Origin of the sequence: Candidatus Rhabdochlamydia sp. T3358, assembly GCF_901000775.1 — a bacterium.
GTDB lineage: Bacteria > Chlamydiota > Chlamydiia > Chlamydiales > Rhabdochlamydiaceae > Rhabdochlamydia.
Map to the genome: position 1 here is coordinate 1 of NZ_CAAJGQ010000008.1, position 17923 is coordinate 17923.

The 17923-nt window shown below is 36.5% G+C and carries 12 protein-coding genes; 7 read left to right on the forward strand and 5 right to left on the reverse strand.

All coding sequences use genetic code 11. From position 1 onward, the window contains the following. Window positions 1-169: 169 nt before the first annotated feature. The gene (locus RHTP_RS02045) at window positions 170-3004 is read right to left on the reverse strand and encodes an autotransporter-associated beta strand repeat-containing protein (RefSeq protein ID WP_138106470.1); all 2835 of its coding nucleotides are present in this window, start codon (window positions 3002-3004) and stop codon (window positions 170-172) included. Window positions 3005-3250: 246 nt separating this feature from the next. Between RHTP_RS02045 and RHTP_RS02050 the strand changes: the two genes are divergently transcribed. Then, a complete protein-coding gene (locus tag RHTP_RS02050; protein WP_138106471.1) occupies window positions 3251-6472 on the forward strand; it encodes a hypothetical protein in 3222 nt (1073 codons plus the stop codon). An 86-nt stretch (window positions 6473-6558) separates the two neighbouring features. On the opposite strand, the gene RHTP_RS02055 is transcribed toward RHTP_RS02050, so the two are convergent. Further along, window positions 6559-7938, reverse strand: a complete 1380-nt coding sequence (locus RHTP_RS02055) for an alanine/glycine:cation symporter family protein (RefSeq protein ID WP_138106472.1) — start codon at window positions 7936-7938, stop codon at window positions 6559-6561. A 108-nt stretch (window positions 7939-8046) separates the two neighbouring features. Here RHTP_RS02055 and RHTP_RS02060 point away from each other — a divergent pair, with 108 nt between their 5' ends. After that, window positions 8047-9057 carry a 3-deoxy-7-phosphoheptulonate synthase gene (locus RHTP_RS02060; protein WP_138106473.1) on the forward strand — a complete coding sequence of 337 codons (1011 nt, stop codon included), beginning with the start codon at window positions 8047-8049 and terminating at the stop codon, window positions 9055-9057. Here the strand turns inward: RHTP_RS02060 and RHTP_RS02065 are convergent. Next, entirely contained in the window at window positions 9054-9485 is a 432-nt protein-coding gene (locus RHTP_RS02065; RefSeq protein WP_138106474.1) for a hypothetical protein, read from the reverse strand. The two genes, RHTP_RS02060 and RHTP_RS02065, sit on opposite strands and share 4 nt — an antisense overlap. Window positions 9486-9520: 35 nt before the next feature. On the opposite strand from RHTP_RS02065, the gene RHTP_RS02070 reads away from it, so the two are divergent. Continuing rightward, complete coding sequence (locus RHTP_RS02070) at window positions 9521-10027, forward strand: NUDIX hydrolase (protein ID WP_138106475.1); 507 nt, start codon at window positions 9521-9523, stop codon at window positions 10025-10027. On the opposite strand, the gene fumC is transcribed toward RHTP_RS02070, so the two are convergent. Next, on the reverse strand, window positions 10024-11397 hold the full coding sequence (gene fumC, locus RHTP_RS02075; RefSeq protein ID WP_138106476.1) for a class II fumarate hydratase: 1374 nt from the start codon (window positions 11395-11397) through the stop codon (window positions 10024-10026). The genes RHTP_RS02070 and fumC overlap by 4 nt on opposite strands. 320 nt (window positions 11398-11717) lie before the next feature. Between fumC and RHTP_RS02080 the strand changes: the two genes are divergently transcribed. Genes RHTP_RS02080 through RHTP_RS02095 form a run of 4 tightly spaced genes read left to right on the forward strand, consistent with a single transcriptional unit; the run spans window position 11718 to window position 16681 of the window. Beyond that, window positions 11718-12176 (forward strand): DUF4406 domain-containing protein, encoded by a 459-nt coding sequence (locus RHTP_RS02080; RefSeq protein ID WP_138106477.1) that lies wholly within the window; start codon window positions 11718-11720, stop codon window positions 12174-12176. A gap of 18 nt (window positions 12177-12194) precedes the next feature. After that, window positions 12195-14480, forward strand: a complete 2286-nt coding sequence (locus RHTP_RS02085; RefSeq protein ID WP_138106478.1) for a DegT/DnrJ/EryC1/StrS family aminotransferase — start codon at window positions 12195-12197, stop codon at window positions 14478-14480. A 2-nt stretch (window positions 14481-14482) separates the two neighbouring features. Continuing rightward, window positions 14483-15745: an ATP-grasp domain-containing protein gene (locus RHTP_RS02090; protein WP_138106479.1), complete on the forward strand. Its 1263-nt coding sequence runs from the start codon at window positions 14483-14485 to the stop codon at window positions 15743-15745. A 45-nt stretch (window positions 15746-15790) separates the two neighbouring features. After that, entirely contained in the window at window positions 15791-16681 is an 891-nt protein-coding gene (locus tag RHTP_RS02095) for a hypothetical protein (protein WP_138106480.1), read from the forward strand. Here RHTP_RS02095 and RHTP_RS02100 read toward each other — a convergent pair. Next, window positions 16649-17917, reverse strand: coding sequence for a histidine phosphatase family protein (locus RHTP_RS02100; RefSeq protein ID WP_138106481.1), 1269 nt, complete (start codon window positions 17915-17917; stop codon window positions 16649-16651). The two genes, RHTP_RS02095 and RHTP_RS02100, sit on opposite strands and share 33 nt — an antisense overlap. Between the last annotated feature and the right edge of the window lie 6 nt (window positions 17918-17923).

Consider the following 17923-nt stretch of genomic DNA (forward strand, 5'->3'; position numbering starts at 1 on the left):
TGTTGCTCCCATTGCTTGTTGAAATCCTTCCAAAAATCATCCACAGAGCAGTATAATTCAATAAGCGTTTCCATTTTTGACCTCTTTTGTTGTTGTTTTTTCAGAAACGAAACTTGTACAACATTAAGAGGTCTTTTTACACTGTTTTTTTGTCTTATCTTTCCTATTCTTAGTTAATTAAACTCAACATTGGGGTTAGCATTCCAATTCCTTGTTTAACCAAGTTTCCTCCTCCACTGATAATCCCCTCATACGTTCCAGAACTTATTTGATTAAATACTAATTGAGCATCGCTTAAGATATTCCCTTGTAAACTATTTGTATCTCCTTGCAGAACTCCAGCATTCACTGTAGTTCCTCCAGAGTAGTCATTATCGCCTGTTAGAATAAGAGTTCCCAAACCCTGTTTTATCAGAGCACCAGAACCTTGGATTGTCCCGGCATAGCTTGTATAGTTAAAAGCCTCTTGAATCAGTGTTTTATCTCCTAAAATAAGCTCTCCTCCCATACCACTTAAATCACCTATGGTTTGTGATGAATCCGCAATGTTACTTATATCAAAGCTTCCTGCGTTGATTGTAACAGCTCCTATAGAAGAGAGTTTTCCTGATCCTGAAAGAACTAGTGTCCCGGCATTAATCGTTGTCCCTCCAGAGTAGGTATTAGTTTCACCTAAAGTCAATGTTCCACCACCCTGTTTAATAAGAGATCCTGCCCCACTAACGACTCCTACATAACTTGTGTCATTTTCAGTTGCTATAATTAGTGTTTTTTCTCCTAAGAAAATATTTCCGCCTCCAATTAGGCTACCAATGGTTTGCGATGAAGCAGTAATGTTACTGATATCAAAATTCCCTACATTGATAATAACAGTCCCAGTAGGGCATATGGCTCCTGATCCTGAAAGAGCCAATGTCCCTAAAGTGATCATTGTTCCTCCAGAATAGGTATTGGGGCTTGTAAAAACCACTGTTCCGATATTTTGCTTATTAATTGCCCCTATTCCTGAGAGGATTCCATCATATGTTCCTGTATATGCTTGATCGAACACTATAGAAGCATTGTTTAGAATATTTCCTTGTAGACTATCTGTACTTCCTTGTAGAGATCCAGCGCCAACCAAAGTTCCTCCAGAATAGGTATTTGCTCCTGCTAAAATTACCTTCCCGGATCCTTGTTTAATAAGAGAGCCGGTCCCGCTAATGACCCCTGCATAACTTGCATCATTAGAACCTTCAATGGTTAATGTGTTTGCTCCTAATAAAACTTGGCTTCCCATAACTCCATCAAGACTTCCAATGCTACATGCTCCATTAGCCCCAGTAATATCAAAAATACTATCTGCTCCACTCAAAATAACCGGGTTATTTGTTGCTAAAGAACCGTTACCAGAAAGTATAAGGGGTCCAGAAAGGATTGTTGTTGCTCCGGTATAAGTGTTTGCTGCGCTTAGCGTGAGGGTTCCTGATCCGTCTTTAGTAAAAGAACCAGCTCCGCTAATCACTCCTGCATACATTGTATCATCTAGCGATCCTGCAATAAGCGTATTTTCCCCTAAAACAACTTCTCCTCCTATACCGCTTAAATTATAAATAGTTTGTGATGAAGCTGAAAGGGCACTAATATCAAAAACCCCTGCGTTAACAGTAACAGACCCTATGTCAGGCAGTCTCCCTAGTAGGGCTAATGTTCCTGCGTTGATCGTTGTCCCTCCAACATGGTTACTACCTTGTAAGAAAAGTGTTCCTGTATTTTGCTTGATTACAGCCCCTGTTCCTGAAATCATTCCATTGTATGTTCCCGTATCAACTTGATCAAACACAACTAAGGCATCATTTGCAATATCTCCTTGCAGGCTAGTTGCATTTCCCTGTAGAATTCCTTCAATGACTGTAGTCCCTCCAGAATAGGTGTTCGCATTGCTTAAGATAAGTGTCCCTGCATTTTTCTTGACTACATTACCAGATCCTGAAATCACCCCAACGTACTGACCTGAGCTAATTTGATCAAAAATAAGAGAAGCATCATTTATGATATCTCCCTGTAAGCTGGTTGTATTTCCTTGTAAAATCCCCCCGCTGATTCTGGTTCCCCCAGAATAGGTATTGGCATTGCTCAAGATAAGCAGCCCTGTGTTTTGTTTGGTTAGAGTACCAGATCCTGAAATCACTCCGGTGTACTCGCTTGAGCTAATTTGATCAAAAATAAGAGAAGCATCATTTATAATGTCTCCTTGCAGACTGGCTGTATTTCCTTGTAAAACCCCTTCCCTGACTTCAGTTCTTCCAGAATAGGTATTATCTCCCATTAAGATTAGCATTTGTGGTCCCTGTTTGATAACAGAACCTGCTCCACTAATAACCCCTCTATAAACTGTAGAAAGCACACTTTCTATAATTAATGTTTTTTCTCCTAATACAATTTCTCCTTCAGATCCACTTAAACCACTGATCGTTTGAGAATCAGCTCCAATAGAACTGATGTCAAGTATTCCTCCAGAATTGATTGCCACTTTACCAGTAGGAGCTAGAGTCCCCGTTCTATAAAGGGTTAATAAACCACCAGAGATTGTTGTTCCTTCAGTATAGTTATTACTCCCTTCTAAAATGAGCTCTCCACTACCTAATCTCATAAGAGATCCTGAATCCAGGGTTCCTAATAAAGCTAAAGAAGAAGAAGGGGAAACATTAATATTAAAAGATCTATTCAATGCACTAAATAGCTTTACACCCCCATCGATTATTAAAGAGTCTCCTGTAGCTGTCGTAAACACTCCTTCTACTTCAATGGCAGGTAAATCGCTAAGAAGGCTTATCCTGCCAAGACCTGGATCAAAAGTGATCGTGCTTGTTTCTGAACTTGCTGAAGCATTTAAGTCAATGATTGCTTGCCTAAGGCTTCCAGATCCGCTGTCTGCATTATTTGTAACTCCAAAGTCAACTCCCCATATAGATCTAGAGCTTAGAATCAAAACATGCAAAGCAAAAATTAACAGTGTCTTCATTTATAAATCTTTTTTTACTTCAACTTATTTTATAAATAGTAAAATATACTTACTAAAACAAGTAAAATAAATGTATTCTTCAATTTAAAAAAATCACTGCTCCTTTTTTCTAAATTTTTTAGGTTTCCTCCCAAAGTTTTTACTTTAACTTTACAATTAAATACGTTTTTAAATACATTATTATTAATAAGCGCACTATTCTTATAGATTAAATAAACCTTTCAATTAATTATACAACAATGAACAATGCCTAATTTTATAATAATTAAAGATAACAGTATTATACTTAATAAAGAATGGACCGATTCTAAATCTTTTAAAAGTAAAAATAGATTTGTTGACGAAAAAGGTAGAGCTATAAGTTCTAACTACAACGGTCTCCAGTATCAAATAATTTCAAAAAAAGAAAGACCTTACTCTGGCACAGAGCGTTTTGAACGAATCTTTTTAGGAACTTTGGCTATTACTTGTTCTTTAAGTTTAGCTTATTTCTCCAAAGCCATCAGATCCCTTTTTATAAAGCAAAAAAAAACTATTCGTTTTGCAAAACTTGTAAGTCATCCACAGCTCATTGCTCAACAGTTTATTGAAAAAAACGGATCTTATGCTTTACGGCACATTAAAAATTATGAGATCACAGATCAGAAGGTTCTAATTGAGCTTGCAAAGATTGCTATTCAGCAGGATAGATGGAAAATTTCTCAATGTATTAAGGAATATGGGATCACAGATCAAAAAACTTTAGTTGAGCTTGCAATGTTTGCTGCTCGGCAGGAGGAAACTGGATGGCAAATTTCTTTTTTTATTGATTGCTATGGGATCACAGATCAAAAAGCTCTAGCTGAAATTGACGAGCTATGTCAAAAGAATTATCCCCATAGAAAGTCTAGAACTGAGCTTGCACAGCTCATTGCTCAACAGTTTATTGAAAAAAATGGGCCTTATGCTTTACGGCACATTAAAGATTATGATATCAAAAATCAGGAAATCTTAGTTGAGCTTGCAAAGATTGCTGCCCAGAAGGATGGAGTAATAACTGCTGAATACATTAAGAATTATGGGATCAAAGATCAGAAATCCCTTGTTGAAATAACAAAGATTGCTGCTTGGCAGGATGGAAGAGGAATTTCTCTATGCATTAAGCGATATGGGATCACAGATCAGAAAGCCCTTGTTGAAATAGCAAAAATTGCTGCTCAGCAGGATGCAGCAGTAACTTCTGAATTTATTAAGAATTATGGAATCACAAATCAGGAAACTCTCATTGAAATAGCAAAAAATGCTGCTCAGGAAGACGGATCAGGAACTTCTAAATATATTAGGAACTATGAAATCACAGATCAAGAAGCTCTCATTAAAATAGCAATGCTTGCTGCTCAGCAAGACGGATCGGGAACTTCTAAATATATTAAGAACTACGGTATCACAGATCAGAAAGCTTTAATAGAAATTGCCTACTTAGCTATTCAAATGTCTATTTTCAGTTGTTCAATATCGGGTATTTGGGATGAGTTACTCCATTATGGTTTATCAAAAGAAGAATTAAAGAGGATTCAACTTCTTTATGCTAGTCATTATGCTTTAGATGATATTGAGCATTCATCTATGCAAGAGTTTGTCAATGAATGTACAAAATCTACCAAATTCCCTTCTTTTGCTATTTTTGATCAAAAAATCACTGAAATAGAAAAGCAGATTTCTAGAGAACAAGATCCTTATAAGTTAGAGAAATTACAAAAAAAGAAACAAAGAGCGTTGCTGTGTTTTTCTCTTGTATCAAACAAATGCAGAGAGTTTAATATCTCTCTTTCTGAAGATCAGCAAAGCTATTTCATTAAAGCTCTAGAGCACCGTAACCAAAAAGAGTCTTGCTTTTTGATGCAGACTCTTGCTCAGAATTTTGAAAAACCTAACTATTTTTCTTGTTACGAAGAACTTGTTGATTCAAAAAAGCATTTGATTTTACCTATGATACTTATCAATCAGTGGCTTATTGAATCGCTTGATCCAACCGATGATCGAATAACCCTTACACAAATTGAAAATTTTCTTAAATCCAGGCCCCAAAGAGAAAGTCTTCGGTCTGCTAAAGGATTTCTACCCAATCTACTGCAAGCTTTAATCGCTCTATCCCATTTTTCTGCTATTTCCTCAAAGCAAAAACTCTATCTTCTGAATCAGTGCTTTCAATTTGTTTTGCCTATAGAAGGAAAAGAATGGGAAGCGCATTGTAAACAGTCTTTAGACACAGTGAATATTTTTGCCAAGATGAATCTACTCGAACCTATTCTTGGTGAATTAGAGAACAACTATACTTTCAAAGATATCCTTCCTTTATTCAATACAAAGGTACAAGGCATTTTTTTCTTTGATAGGCCCATGGATAGCTTTTATGAGAAATACTTAAAAATGGAAGAATCTCTACGCATTCCTTTAGCACTTGTTAAATACGCTAGTAATTTAAAGAACATTAAGGAATCTAGCGTTTCTCAAGAACTTCAGAGATTAGCTAGGCATATCCTTGAAGGCTCAATACAGCAAGAGCGGTATCAAACAGAAAATAACCCTCACTTGACGCTAATTAAAGAAGACTTTCCTAAAACATTCCAAGCTTGGCAAATCACACAAGAAGCGATAGAAGTTACACCAGGGGAAGCAAAGCAGAAATTCATGGATTTCTTTGCTTTCTTAAAGGAAAAAATTCTTGTAGATAAACACTGGCAACAAGCTCCTTTAACATTAAAGCAATATCTTAGAAAAGAACCTTATTCTACTGAGAACATGAAGGAAACCGATCAGCAGATTGTTCTCTTATGTGAAAAGTTATGCGATCCATCGGTAGATATTGCTGAAAAGTTAACTATCCTTAAAGAGCTATCTTTATTGGTAGGTCAAAATCTATTCAAAAATGATATTGATTCTCTGTATATGAACTTAACAACAATTACTAAGCAGAAAAGCGTTCTTGTGGTCGATTCTGATGATTGGCAAGATCTTTTTCTTTCAGGAACAGAAGTTTTGGGGAGTTGTCAAAGAATTGATGAGGATCCTTCTTTCAATGTATGTCTTATGGCTTATGTTTTAGATGGTAAAAACCGGATTCTTTGTATTAAAGATCCCCTAACTGGAAAAATTTTAGCTCGTTGTATTTTCCGTCTTTTGTTCAAGGATGATCAACCAGTGCTTTTTCAAGAAAGAATCTATCCTAGCCCTTGTGATTATGAAGAGCTGTTAAACGAACTAGCAGAAACCCGCGCAAGAGAATTAGGCCTTGAGCTTTTTACTTGTAATACACAAGATCATCTTAGCTCTGAAAAATTCACACTTGAATCAAAGGGAAGCTGCTCTCCCTATGAATATGTGGATGCTTCTTTTGAAGGAAAAACAAAAGGTGTATTTAGAATACATAAGGCAAAAAAGGTTACTATTAGTAATAACCTTGGATATACAAAAAGGACCCAAATGTAGAGTGGGAAATCGATGATATCGATATCCCACATCTGAATTAATTCCTGCAATGAAGAGAGGTCGAAAAGCCGCTGTGTCTAGGTTATTTAATTGAGTGCTGCTTTTTTTTCTTGTTTTAATAGCTGAAAAAAATGCTGAGCTTCTTTGCAAGCAACAGAAGATAGGCCAATTAGACCGATTAAATTAGGAAAAGCCATTAAGCCATTCATAATATCTGCTAGAGGCCAGACTATTTCTATACTCATAATGGAGCCTAAGAATACACAAAAACAAAACAGGATTCGGTAACTTTTTAACAAAGCCCCTTTAAAGAGGAATTCCATGCTTTTCTCTCCGTAATACGACCATCCAATGATGGTGGTGTAACCAAATAAGATAACTCCTAAAATCACAATAAATTCCCCTCCGGGAATAATAGAGCGAAAAGCTTGAATCACAAGAGCTACTCCATTGAGCGCTTTTCCATTTGCTCCTATTGTTCCTAAGACATCGGTTACCGAGATCACAAGCGCTGTAATTGTGCATACAACAAAACTAGAAAAGAATACCCCACTCATGGAAATCAAGGCTTGTCTTCCTGGTACATCGGTTTTTGCTGCTGCTGCTGCAATGGGCGCGCTTCCCATACCTGCTTCATTTGAAGAGATTCCTCTAGCAGCACCTAATTGGATTGCCATCATAACAGATGCTCCCAAGAAACCACCAACTGCTGCCTGTCCTGTAAAAGCTGTTTGGATAATTGTTAAAAATCCTTCCCAGACACGGTCATAGCGCACACATAAAATAAATAGGCCTGAAACAATATATAAGAGGGCCATAATTGGTACTAATAAGCTACTAATCTTAGCAATATTTTTAATACCTCCAAATAGAACAAAAGCAGTAAGAACCGCCATAATCATTCCAGGCCAGATAACCGAGCAAGAAATGAGTTCAGTACAAGCTATTGCAATAGAGTGTGCTTGTATGAGATTTCCCCCGCAGAGAGTAGCTAGTAAGCAGCAAATGGAGAAAATTACTCCTAGCCATTTTAATTGCAGACCATTTGCTAAATAGTACATAGGCCCACCGCACATTCTCCCATTTGCATCTATTTCTCGATATTTCACTGCTAAAATAGCCTCAATGAATTTCGTTGCCATCCCTACAAGAGCAATCACCCACATCCAAAAAACAGCTCCAAATCCTCCTGCAACAATTGCAGTTGCAACTCCTGCAATACTACCAATTCCAATGGTTGCAGCTAAGGCTGTCATTAGAGCTTGGAACTGGCTAATATCTCCTTCTGCATCTTGATCCGATCTAGTAAATGCTAATTTTAAGGAATACCCCAAATAACGAAATTGCATTCCTTTTAAACGAATCGTAAAAAATATTCCTACGCCAATAAGTAGAAAAAATAAAACATAACTCCACATCCATTTATCTAATTGATTTAAATACCAAACAAATATTTTATAAGTCATTTTTACCTTGGGTTATAAATTTTCATGCAGCTTAAGCTTGTGTTAGCAGTTGCGCGTTTTTTATACATATGCTAGGTTGAAACCAATGTTTTTCTGATCCAGAACTTTATGAAGCAAATACAAATACTTCCTCCTGCTATTTTAAAAAAGCAATGTCCTATCTCCAAATCCGCACAAGATTTTCTCATGCAATCCCAAGAAAAGGCAAATGCGATTGCGGCGGCTGTTGATCCTAGCAAAGTATTTTTTATCGGCCCCTGTTCTATTCATGATATCGACTCAGCTATTGCTTATGCCGAATGTTTTAAAAAACTTTGCAATACTTTGAGTAATCGCTGTTTTTTAGTCATGCGCGTTCATCTGCAAAAACCTCGTACAATTACAGGCTGGAAAGGTTTGATGTACGATCCTTATTTAGATGGAAGCAACGATATCCAAACAGGATTAATCTGGTCTCGCAGGCTTCTAACCACTCTTGCTGAAATGCATGTTCCTTGTGCAATGGAGTGGCTTGATCCTCTTTCTTCTTGTTTTTTAAGCGATTTAATCACTTGGGGGTTCATTGGAGCTCGTACCTCTAGTTCTCAAGTACACCGCGAATTAGCCTCTAGTCTTTATTTCCCTGTAGGTTTTAAAAATCACACAGATGGCTCTTTAGAAGATGCTATTTACGGAGTGTTATCTGCTAAAGAGAAGCACACATTTATGAGCATTAACCAAGAAGGGATCGCATGTGCCTTTCAATCTGCGGGAAATCCTCATACACACCTTGTTTTAAGAGGTTCTCATCAAGGAATTAACTATGATTCCAAGTCAATCAAAACAGCTTTGAAAAAGCTAGCGGCTGTGAATTTACCCCAGCGCATTATCATTGACTGTGCGCACGATAACTGCGAAAAACAATTCCAAAAACAAAAAAACGTCTTTCAATCTGTCTTAGAGCAAATCTCAACCGGCGGGCATGAAATTTTAGGAGTGATGATAGAGAGTCATCTAAAAGAAGGCAACCAAATTCTAGAACCCGATAAGTTAGAATTTGGCCTTTCCATTACAGATCCTTGCTTAAATTGGGAGGCGACTGCTGAGTTGATTTCCCAAGCTAACTGCGTGATGTGCTAATCTTCAATTTTGATTAAATTTACCCACAATTGATGTTTACATTCCTTATAGATACATCCATCTTCTGTGAGAATAGCAGCTTTATAAGTTAGAATTCCTCCTTTTTCCTCATATTCACTATCAAACAATTTATAATATTCATAATTGAGCTTATGTGTAATAGGAAAACAAATTCTTTGCTCTGTATGATCCCAGAAGATCACATCTAATATGGCAACAGGATTTGAAGCTAAAATTTCACTAGGTACACACCACTGAACAACTAACATTTGCCCAATAGGCGGAGCTTCTTGCCTTGGGTCGGGAGTTCCTACATGCGTGCTAGCCAAATAACGCTCATCTACCCATTTTTGCATAACAGATACGTAATAAGGCCCACAAGAGCATAAACTCAGCAAAAGAAAAAATCGCATTCCTATTTGTAACATAATCCTCTATACTTAAATCTTAGTCGAGGTTATCGATGCCAAAGCATTTAAAGCAAGCGGTCTCTGGGATTATCTTTTGCTCCGAGAAAAAAAAAGTCCTCTTGATTAAAAGAAGAGACATTCCTGTTTGGGTGCTTCCAGGAGGAGGCGTGGAAGCACAAGAATCTCCTGAAGAAGCTGTAGTTAGAGAAGTCTATGAAGAAACGGGCTTAAGCGTACAGATTGTGCGCAAAGTAGCTGAGTACTTGCCAGTAAACAAGCTTACTCAATTGACACACCTATTTGAGTGCTCTGTTGTACAAGGGAATCTGCAAACAGGTATGGAAACTAAAGAGATTCATTTTTTTCTATCTTCCAACCTGCCTCTATTACCCCCTCCTTATTTAAGCTGGATTCAAGACACTCTATCCCATCAAAAATGGGTTATCAGAAAAAAAATTGAAGGGGTATCTTATCCTGTTTTGTTCAAGCTTTTATGCCTACACCCTATTTTAGTCATACGTTATCTACTGACTAAAATGGGCATTCACATTAATACCTAAATCATTTTATTAGGATTAACAGCAGCATCAAATTGTGCTTCTGTTAAAAAGCCCAATTGCATTGCAGCTTCTTTAAGAGAGCTATTTTCTCGATATGCTTTAGAGACAACTTTTGCTGCTTTATCATAACCGATGACAGGGTTTAAAGCAGTAGCCAACATCAGCGAGTTCTCTAAGTAATAGGCAATACGCGCTTTATTTGGCTGTATACCATTTAAGCATTTGTCCTGAAAACTACGAACTACATCAGACAGAAGTTGAATAGATTGAAGCAGATTGTAAATCATAACAGGCTTAAAGACATTTAGCTCAAAATTTCCCTGTGAGCCCGCAAAAGTAATAGTTGTATCATTTCCAAATACTTGCACAGCCACCATTGTCATTGCTTCACATTGAGTAGGATTTACCTTACCAGGCATAATGGACGAACCAGGTTCATTTTCTGGTAAAATAAGCTCGGCAATACCACACCTTGGACCAGAACCTAGCCAACGAATATCGTTTGCAATTTTCATTAAAGAACAGCTGAGTCTCTTTAAAGCCCCACTCATCTCAACAATAGCATCATTAGCAGCTAAAGCTTCGAATTTGTTAGCAGCTGAGAGAAATATAACCTGTGTTTGCTGACTAATCACCTTAGCTACTTGTTTTGCGTACTCAGGATGAGTGTTAAGCCCTGTTCCTACAGCACTGCCACCAAGAGCTAGCTCTGAAAGAGGATTTAAGGCATTTTCAATAGCGGAAATCCCTTGCTTAATTTGCGTAGCATATCCAGAAAATTCTTGCCCTAAGCTTAAAGGAGCAGCATCCATAAGATGCGTACGACCCACTTTAATAATCTTTTGAAACTCTTCTGCTTTTTGCTCTAAAGCTGAGTAAAATCTTTGTAAATTAGGAAGCAAATTTTGACAAATAGCAAGTTTAGCCGCAATATGCATAGCGCTAGGGAAAACATCATTTGAAGATTGAGATTGATTCACATCATCATTAGGATGAACCGGGTCCTTACTCCCCTTTTTTCCTCCTAGTTTTACATTGGCGCGATTGGCGATTACTTCATTGACATTCATATTCGTCTGTGTACCAGAACCTGTCTGCCAAATGACTAAAGGAAATTGATCATCTAAATCTCCTTTTAAGATTTCTTTGCACACACTAATAATCACTGTAGCTTTTTGAGCATCCAATAATCCCAACTCTTGATTTACCTTAGCAGCAGCAAGCTTTACTATAGCTATTGCACGAATCAAAGACATAGGCATTTTCTCTGTTCCAATTGCAAAATTGGCTAAAGAGCGTTGTGTTTGCGCTCCCCAATAACAATCCGCTGGAACATCGATCTCTCCTAAAGAATCTCTCTCTTTGCGCATATACATATCTCTTAAATTTCTAGACCTTCCTTGTATCTTAAGATCTGTAATTTAGGCAAACTGAAATGCATGTAAGTTGGGTTTCTCTGCAAAAATCGCTCCAGGCTTTTCTTACGGCCTGCGCGGGTTATGAGATCAGGATCCCTGGTTTTACCCTTTTTAAATAATAAGCTTATTTTTTCATATTCTATTGCATTTTAAGGTTATAGGAGTATCAAAAAATAAATTTTTTAACGAGCGGCTATAGATAAAGTATTTTGTTGATAATAAATAAATAAATAAACAAACATGCTTGATAGCTTTTAATTCAAGGAGCTCAGATGAAGAACATTTTTCTTGGAGGGCCTTTTAAAGGTTACATTGATCCAAATACAAATTTGATGAAAGAAAAGTATAAAAAAGTTTTTATGGACTTAATTAATTTCTTTGAAACAAGAGGATATGAGGTTCATAACGCTCATAAAAGAGAATCATGGGGAGAATTTTTTTGGGAGCCGGAGGATTGCACTAAACTGGATTATGAGGAGATTTGTAAAGCCGATGTTTTTATTGCTTTTCCAGGAGCCCCAGCTTCTCCAGGAACACACATTGAAATAGGATGGGCATCCGCTTTAGGAAAAAAAATTATCTTATTATTGGAAGAAGAAAAGTATTACGCTCATCTTGTAAAAGGTTTGCATACGATAGCCGATACACATTTTATCTATTACCAGCAAGCAGCGGATTATATGCAGGCTCTTGAGAAATTATTTCCTGCTCTTGAGGCTATACTTATTTAAGACAAATACTTCAATTTTATGAAAAAAACAATTATTTTTGATGCAGAGCCTTTTTGTTTTGGACCTATTTCAATAGCTTTAAATTTGATTGAGTATCTTAGAAAAGAAACTAAGCTCCATGAACATTGTGAATTCGTTTTATTAGGAACGGGAACTTCTAAACAATTAGCAGAGGCAAGTCAATTATTAGATAGAATTATTGAGTGCAATACAACATCGTTTGACTCTTTAAATGAACATGCTAAGCTTATTAAAAAAGCAGATTTATTCATTTCAGTAACTAACCCGCACTCGATCAATTTTTTAAATGAATTTCAAATTGAAAGGCTATTCATTGACACCCTTTTTTGGTTGTGGGGCGAGCTGCGGGCTGACTTTAGTCAAGTTAAGACCTATTACATTCAGCAATTTTTTAATATCCATGAGCAACTACAGAAGTTTTTACAGTACATTCCTTGCTATAAAATTGTACAGCCGCTTATTGCCCATAACTTATTGAAAGAGCCCGAAGAGGACTTTATACTTATTAACTTAGGGGGTATTGAGACTGTTTATCATCAAACATCGGGTTTCTATGAAGCCTTGATTAGTGAAATTTGTACATCTATACCTCTGAAAAATTATCCCATTGTGGTCGCAGGAGGTGGTAAAACAATCGAATTGCTAAAGGCTCGATATGAAAGAGAAAATTTGAGAATTGGATGTTTTGGAAAACAAGAATTTAAAAATCTTTTTACTCGATGCAGAAAATTTATTACAGCACCGGGTTTAACTTCGATTCACGAAAGTCATTTTTTAGGTAAAGATGTCTTTTTTCTTCCAGCTCAGAATTATAGTCAATATCTTCACATGGTTTATTTACGTAAGGACGTAAAAGAGGTCAAGGGACTACATTACGACGACTGTTTTTCCTACCCATCAATTGCAGAATTTCTACCAGAAGAGGATGGGATCCATCTTGTTAAACAATTGTCAGGGCAATTGATTAATAATAGAGCTGCAATGGATCAGTTAATTAGAGCCGTTATAGAATTCTTGCAAGCCCCAAAAACAGTCTTTTGTTTAAGTAGGGAACTTTGTTTTTCTGGTTCTGGGGTCAAAGAAATTGCAAAGGATATTGTTAGCCTATTCGAAGGATCCTGTATGAATACCACATTCACACCTAATCTAGGCCTAGGACAATCATTAATAGGTATAGAAGAAAAACGAAACCTTATCGATGTAGTTGAACAACAGGCTTTATTTCGTTTTAATAGTGGGAAAAAACATTTTTGTGCTCGATCTGAGAAAATGATCTCAGAAATGCTCGATGTCAAGCATAGTTTGGTAATCACCAACTGCACAAGTGCATTAAAGGCTGCTTTAGTTGTATTAGAACCTATTCCCGGTGATTATGTACTGATTCCTGCTATCTCATTTATTGCAACTGCTAATGCCTGTTTATCCGCTGGTCTTATCCCCATTATGATCGATGTAGATAGCTCGGGTCATATGGATCCACAAGCTCTTTTAGATTTTTTGCATGAGCATCCTAAACCTTTTGCTGTAATTGCTGTGCACTTAGATGGAGGAGGATGTCAGATCGAAACAATTGCCTCAATTTGTAGTTTATATGCTGTTTTTCTAATCGAAGATACAGCGCGCTCTTTTTCAGTCACCCGTGGAGGGAAATCTCTTGGTAGCTTTGGAGAAATTGGATGTTTTAGCTTTCAAGAAAATAAAATTTTATCAACTGGGGAAGGAGGAGCTGTCATTACGCAAAAAACTGCTTTATTTGAAAAAATAGTGGCTTATTCAGATCATGGTGCTAAGCGTGATAAAAATGGTTATCCTTATTGGGATCAAAATTTAGGATTTGGAGAGAATTTTAAGTCTACTGAACTAACAGGAGCTGTTCTTTTAGCGCAACTTAACAGGCTAGGTGATATTCGAACTAATTTAAGAAAGCATCATAGAGAGCTCTTTCAAGATTTGCCAAGTGGTGCTTTGTACCCTCGCTCTTTGGAAGATATCCCAACTGTTGCTTGGATAGACTCTCCCGAGTTAATTAAATGTTTAAAAAAAATAAAAGTCCCTCTAGTTTCCTGGGAACGTTGGTATCTTCCTGAACATCCCATTATTAAACACAGGCGTTCATTTTATCGAAATGGCTATCCATGGAACTTGCTGAAGATTAAGCAAAGGCCAACTTTTGAAAAAGCAAAATCTATTTGTTCTTTGAGACACAGTCTTCCTATTCCTCTTAAAGAAGAAGATTTTGCTGTATTAAAACAAAACATTAACAAACTAGCAATTTGCCTTTGAACATGAGAAAAATCATTGTTTTTATACCGGATACGATTGGTAGCTTCGAATTTCTAGAAGCAGCTAAAATATTTCATCTGCCCTTATTGCTCTTAATTAAAGAAAAATGGTTCAAAGAACTTCAACCTCTTTCATGGGATTATCTTATTATCAATGACTTTGAGGACATAAAGAATGTTGCTTTAAGTATACAGGAATTTCTCTCTAAAAAATCTTCAGAAAATAAAGTCTGGGATTGTATTGCCTTTAGTGAATCTAACATTGAGTTAATAGGATATTTAAACACATACTTTGTTACCGAAGGATTGAACCAAAACCAAGCTGAATTATTTCGAGATAAATATTTAATGAAGCTAAAAGCCAAGTCTTTAGGGTTATCCACCCCCTTGTTTGCCCCTTATAAAGAAAGAAATGCATTTTTCAAGGAATTGCAAAAGGTTTGCCACTCCAAACAGAAGCAATTTGCATTTTTAATAAAGCCACGGAAAGGTTGGGCTTGTCAAGGAATAGAAAAGTTTTTTTCGATTGAAGAAGCTGAAAAGTATACACAAACTTTAGAGTCTCCTAATGACTACCTTTTTGAAGAATTCCTTGAAGCCGATTTATTTCATGTAGGAGGTTTGGTAACCCATGGAAAAACAGTCTTATCCGTTGTCATAAAATACGATCCCCCTCCTTTTGAACTAGGGAGGTCAAGACCAGAACATTCTGTTGTTTACACAATCAATCAAAACTCTGAAGAAGCTTTTTATTTAAAAAATACTCACGATACTTTAGTAAAAGGGTTTGGTTTGAAAGAAGGATTTACCTTCATAGAGTTTTTTAAAGAGTCTAATGGTCTGGTATCATTATGTGAAGCAGCTGCAAGACATTCTGCTCTAAGCGTTCCAAAATTATACGAAATTGTCACTAAAAAAAACTTCTTTAAGGAATATGCGCGTGCTTTATCTACAAGACTTGCAGGAGCAATGCCTGTATATTATTCCTTAAAAAAAGAAACTTGCATTTATGCAGGTTTTATTCACTTTGCAGCGCTTCCTGGAAAACTTATTAAAGTAGATTCCATTGATCGGTTTAATCAACCAGAAATTGTATACAAAAGTCAGCCAAATGATTTATCGGGGCTGATTTTTAAAGATTTTAGCTTTAAAAACACAATTGGCCAGATCTTTATCAAAACCAAGACAGAAAGTCGTTGTCAAAGCCTATTACAAACCTATTGCCGCGAGTTTAAATACCAAACAACTCCTCTAGAAGAAACATGATTTTTTTTAAGCACTAACACAAAAAAGCTTAATATAGTAATAACAATGAAAATTGCTCCATCGCATACTTTCTCTTTGCTCCATAACTCTAGATCCACTGTAGAATATGCTACTCAAGTACGAAGTGTTTTTGAAGAAGACCTCCATCGTATTGGCCCTGGGATCTGTATTCTACCAGAATGGATTTGTCATAGCATGACAAAAGCTGCTTTACGTACACAGCATAGGGTAGTTTTTTATTGCGTGAATCAGATGAAAGAATCTTTGATTCCTTTAGAGGCAAATTGGTCACATTTGATTGATTTGATCATTCAAAATGAGAAAATCTATCAAAATATTATTGTATTAACTGCTTTTCCTTTAGGGTATATTGATTCTAGGATCAAATATTTATATCTCTTTTTAAAAGAGAAGAGATTTGCAAAAATTCATCTTTTTATGGATCTTTCTCAATCTTACGGGTCTTATTTTTTTCTAGATGATTTGGATCATGTAAATGCAATCTATATCTCTTTTAATGGGAGAAAATTGATCGATTCTGGAGGAGCTCTTCGAATTGCTCAGAATGGGAAGCATACTACGCATTTTTCATCATGCGATCTGCAAAAAAGGGTAAGTATTGCCTTACTTGAACAGGAAAGGAATTGGGAAGAGACTAAGTCTTCTATCGCTAAGCATTGGAAGGAAAATCTTAAAGATTTGAGAATGAGACTAGATGTTTATAATAAAACTTCGATGCTGCGCTCAAGCTACCACAGAACGGCTTTACATATACCTATTCAATCTTCAAAAAGCCAACTAATAATTCAAGATGGATATGGGCAAACACTTCATCCTCATCCTCAAAAGTATTTTTGGCCAATGAGCTTTGCTTACGAAGAATTAAGAAAAAATACGTTACTTCTATTCCCTCGTAGAAGATCTGCGCTTTGTTAATTTTTCAAGAGGAGGAAACTTCATAGCATTCATGCAGACAATCCTTTTAAAAACCCCATTGCAATCAAACTGAAACAAAGAGATATGCCCTTCACTCAAAAAGAAGTTACGAGCGCAAGAGATATCTAAACCTAAATAATGACAACAAAGCCAGCTATGAGGCCCTCCGTGTGAAACTATTAATTTTTTTTTACCTTTACAAGTTAGAATAGATTGCATTTCTTGTACGACTCTTTGCTGTGCATCCGACAAAGTCTCGCTTCCTGAAATTTTAATCTGATCTGAGCAGAGGTCTAATTGATCTGCTAGTTCAGAGGAGAACTCTAAAGAAATTTCTCCACGAGTCTTGCCGTAAAGCATAGGAAAAGATCTCTCAGCTAAATCTTGCCTCAAATGAACCTCTTTACCTTTACAAGCTAGCTGAGCTGTCATCACAGTACGGAGGTAAGGAGAGCAGAAAACACTATCAGGATTAAATAGATTTATAGTGGAAGCGATGCTCATGGCCTGGTACTCTCCCAGAGAAGAAAGTTTCTTTTCTTGATCGGATAAAAAAATATGGGGGTGATTTAGCGCTTGGCCATGTCTTAAAAATAGGACAAATTGATCGCCTTCTTCATTTGGTTGTGCAGGATTTGTTATTTGCGAAATAGCCTTCAAATGCATAGAGATATCAGCCGCTACTTCTTCTATTTCTTTATTTTTTACATAGATTTTTTGTCCGATATCCCAATAATAGTTCTGATAGAGTTGATGCAATCGTGTTTGATCTGTTTGGTAATAAAGTTCTCTTTGTAGGTTTTGTTTAAGTACTGTTTCTTCATCTATAACAAGAGTAAAAATAATAGGAGTAAACCCATAAGAATGGATAATAGAACACATTTCATCTATTATTTCTTTCGATACAAATGCACTTTCTATAATGCTAGAAATACCCTGCTCTGCAAAAGAAGCAGCAACTCTTGCTGCATTAAGCTTAATAGCTCTTAATAATTCAATAGAAAAATCGCGTGGAGTAACCAGATATCTTAATACATCGATATCAATGCGAGCAGCTGGCGCTAATTTATCTCGAAGTACCAAAGAAACAGATGTTTTTCCACTTGCAGGAGGACCTCGAAGAATAAGTATGAATGGGGAAGGGTGATTTATAGAAGAAGCAGCGATCTCATTAGATAACGCATTGATTGTAGAGCTCATTAAAAACCATCCTAAGAAATATGAAAGGATTTTCATTTATTT

Excerpts from the sequence above, each read along its gene's own strand:
- RHTP_RS02065 (WP_138106474.1), bottom strand. The coding sequence starts at position 9,485 with ATGTTACAAATAGGAATGCGATTTTTTCTTTTGCTGAGTTTATGCTCT.
- RHTP_RS02060 (WP_138106473.1), top strand. The coding sequence starts at position 8,047 with ATGAAGCAAATACAAATACTTCCTCCTGCTATTTTAAAAAAGCAATGT.
- RHTP_RS02080 (WP_138106477.1), top strand. The coding sequence starts at position 11,718 with ATGAAGAACATTTTTCTTGGAGGGCCTTTTAAAGGTTACATTGATCCA.
- RHTP_RS02050 (WP_138106471.1), top strand. The coding sequence starts at position 3,251 with ATGCCTAATTTTATAATAATTAAAGATAACAGTATTATACTTAATAAA.
- fumC (WP_138106476.1), bottom strand. The coding sequence starts at position 11,397 with ATGCGCAAAGAGAGAGATTCTTTAGGAGAGATCGATGTTCCAGCGGAT.
- RHTP_RS02100 (WP_138106481.1), bottom strand. The coding sequence starts at position 17,917 with ATGAAAATCCTTTCATATTTCTTAGGATGGTTTTTAATGAGCTCTACA.
- RHTP_RS02055 (WP_138106472.1), bottom strand. The coding sequence starts at position 7,938 with ATGACTTATAAAATATTTGTTTGGTATTTAAATCAATTAGATAAATGG.
- RHTP_RS02085 (WP_138106478.1), top strand. The coding sequence starts at position 12,195 with ATGAAAAAAACAATTATTTTTGATGCAGAGCCTTTTTGTTTTGGACCT.
- RHTP_RS02070 (WP_138106475.1), top strand. The coding sequence starts at position 9,521 with ATGCCAAAGCATTTAAAGCAAGCGGTCTCTGGGATTATCTTTTGCTCC.
- RHTP_RS02045 (WP_138106470.1), bottom strand. The coding sequence starts at position 3,004 with ATGAAGACACTGTTAATTTTTGCTTTGCATGTTTTGATTCTAAGCTCT.
- RHTP_RS02090 (WP_138106479.1), top strand. The coding sequence starts at position 14,483 with ATGAGAAAAATCATTGTTTTTATACCGGATACGATTGGTAGCTTCGAA.
- RHTP_RS02095 (WP_138106480.1), top strand. The coding sequence starts at position 15,791 with ATGAAAATTGCTCCATCGCATACTTTCTCTTTGCTCCATAACTCTAGA.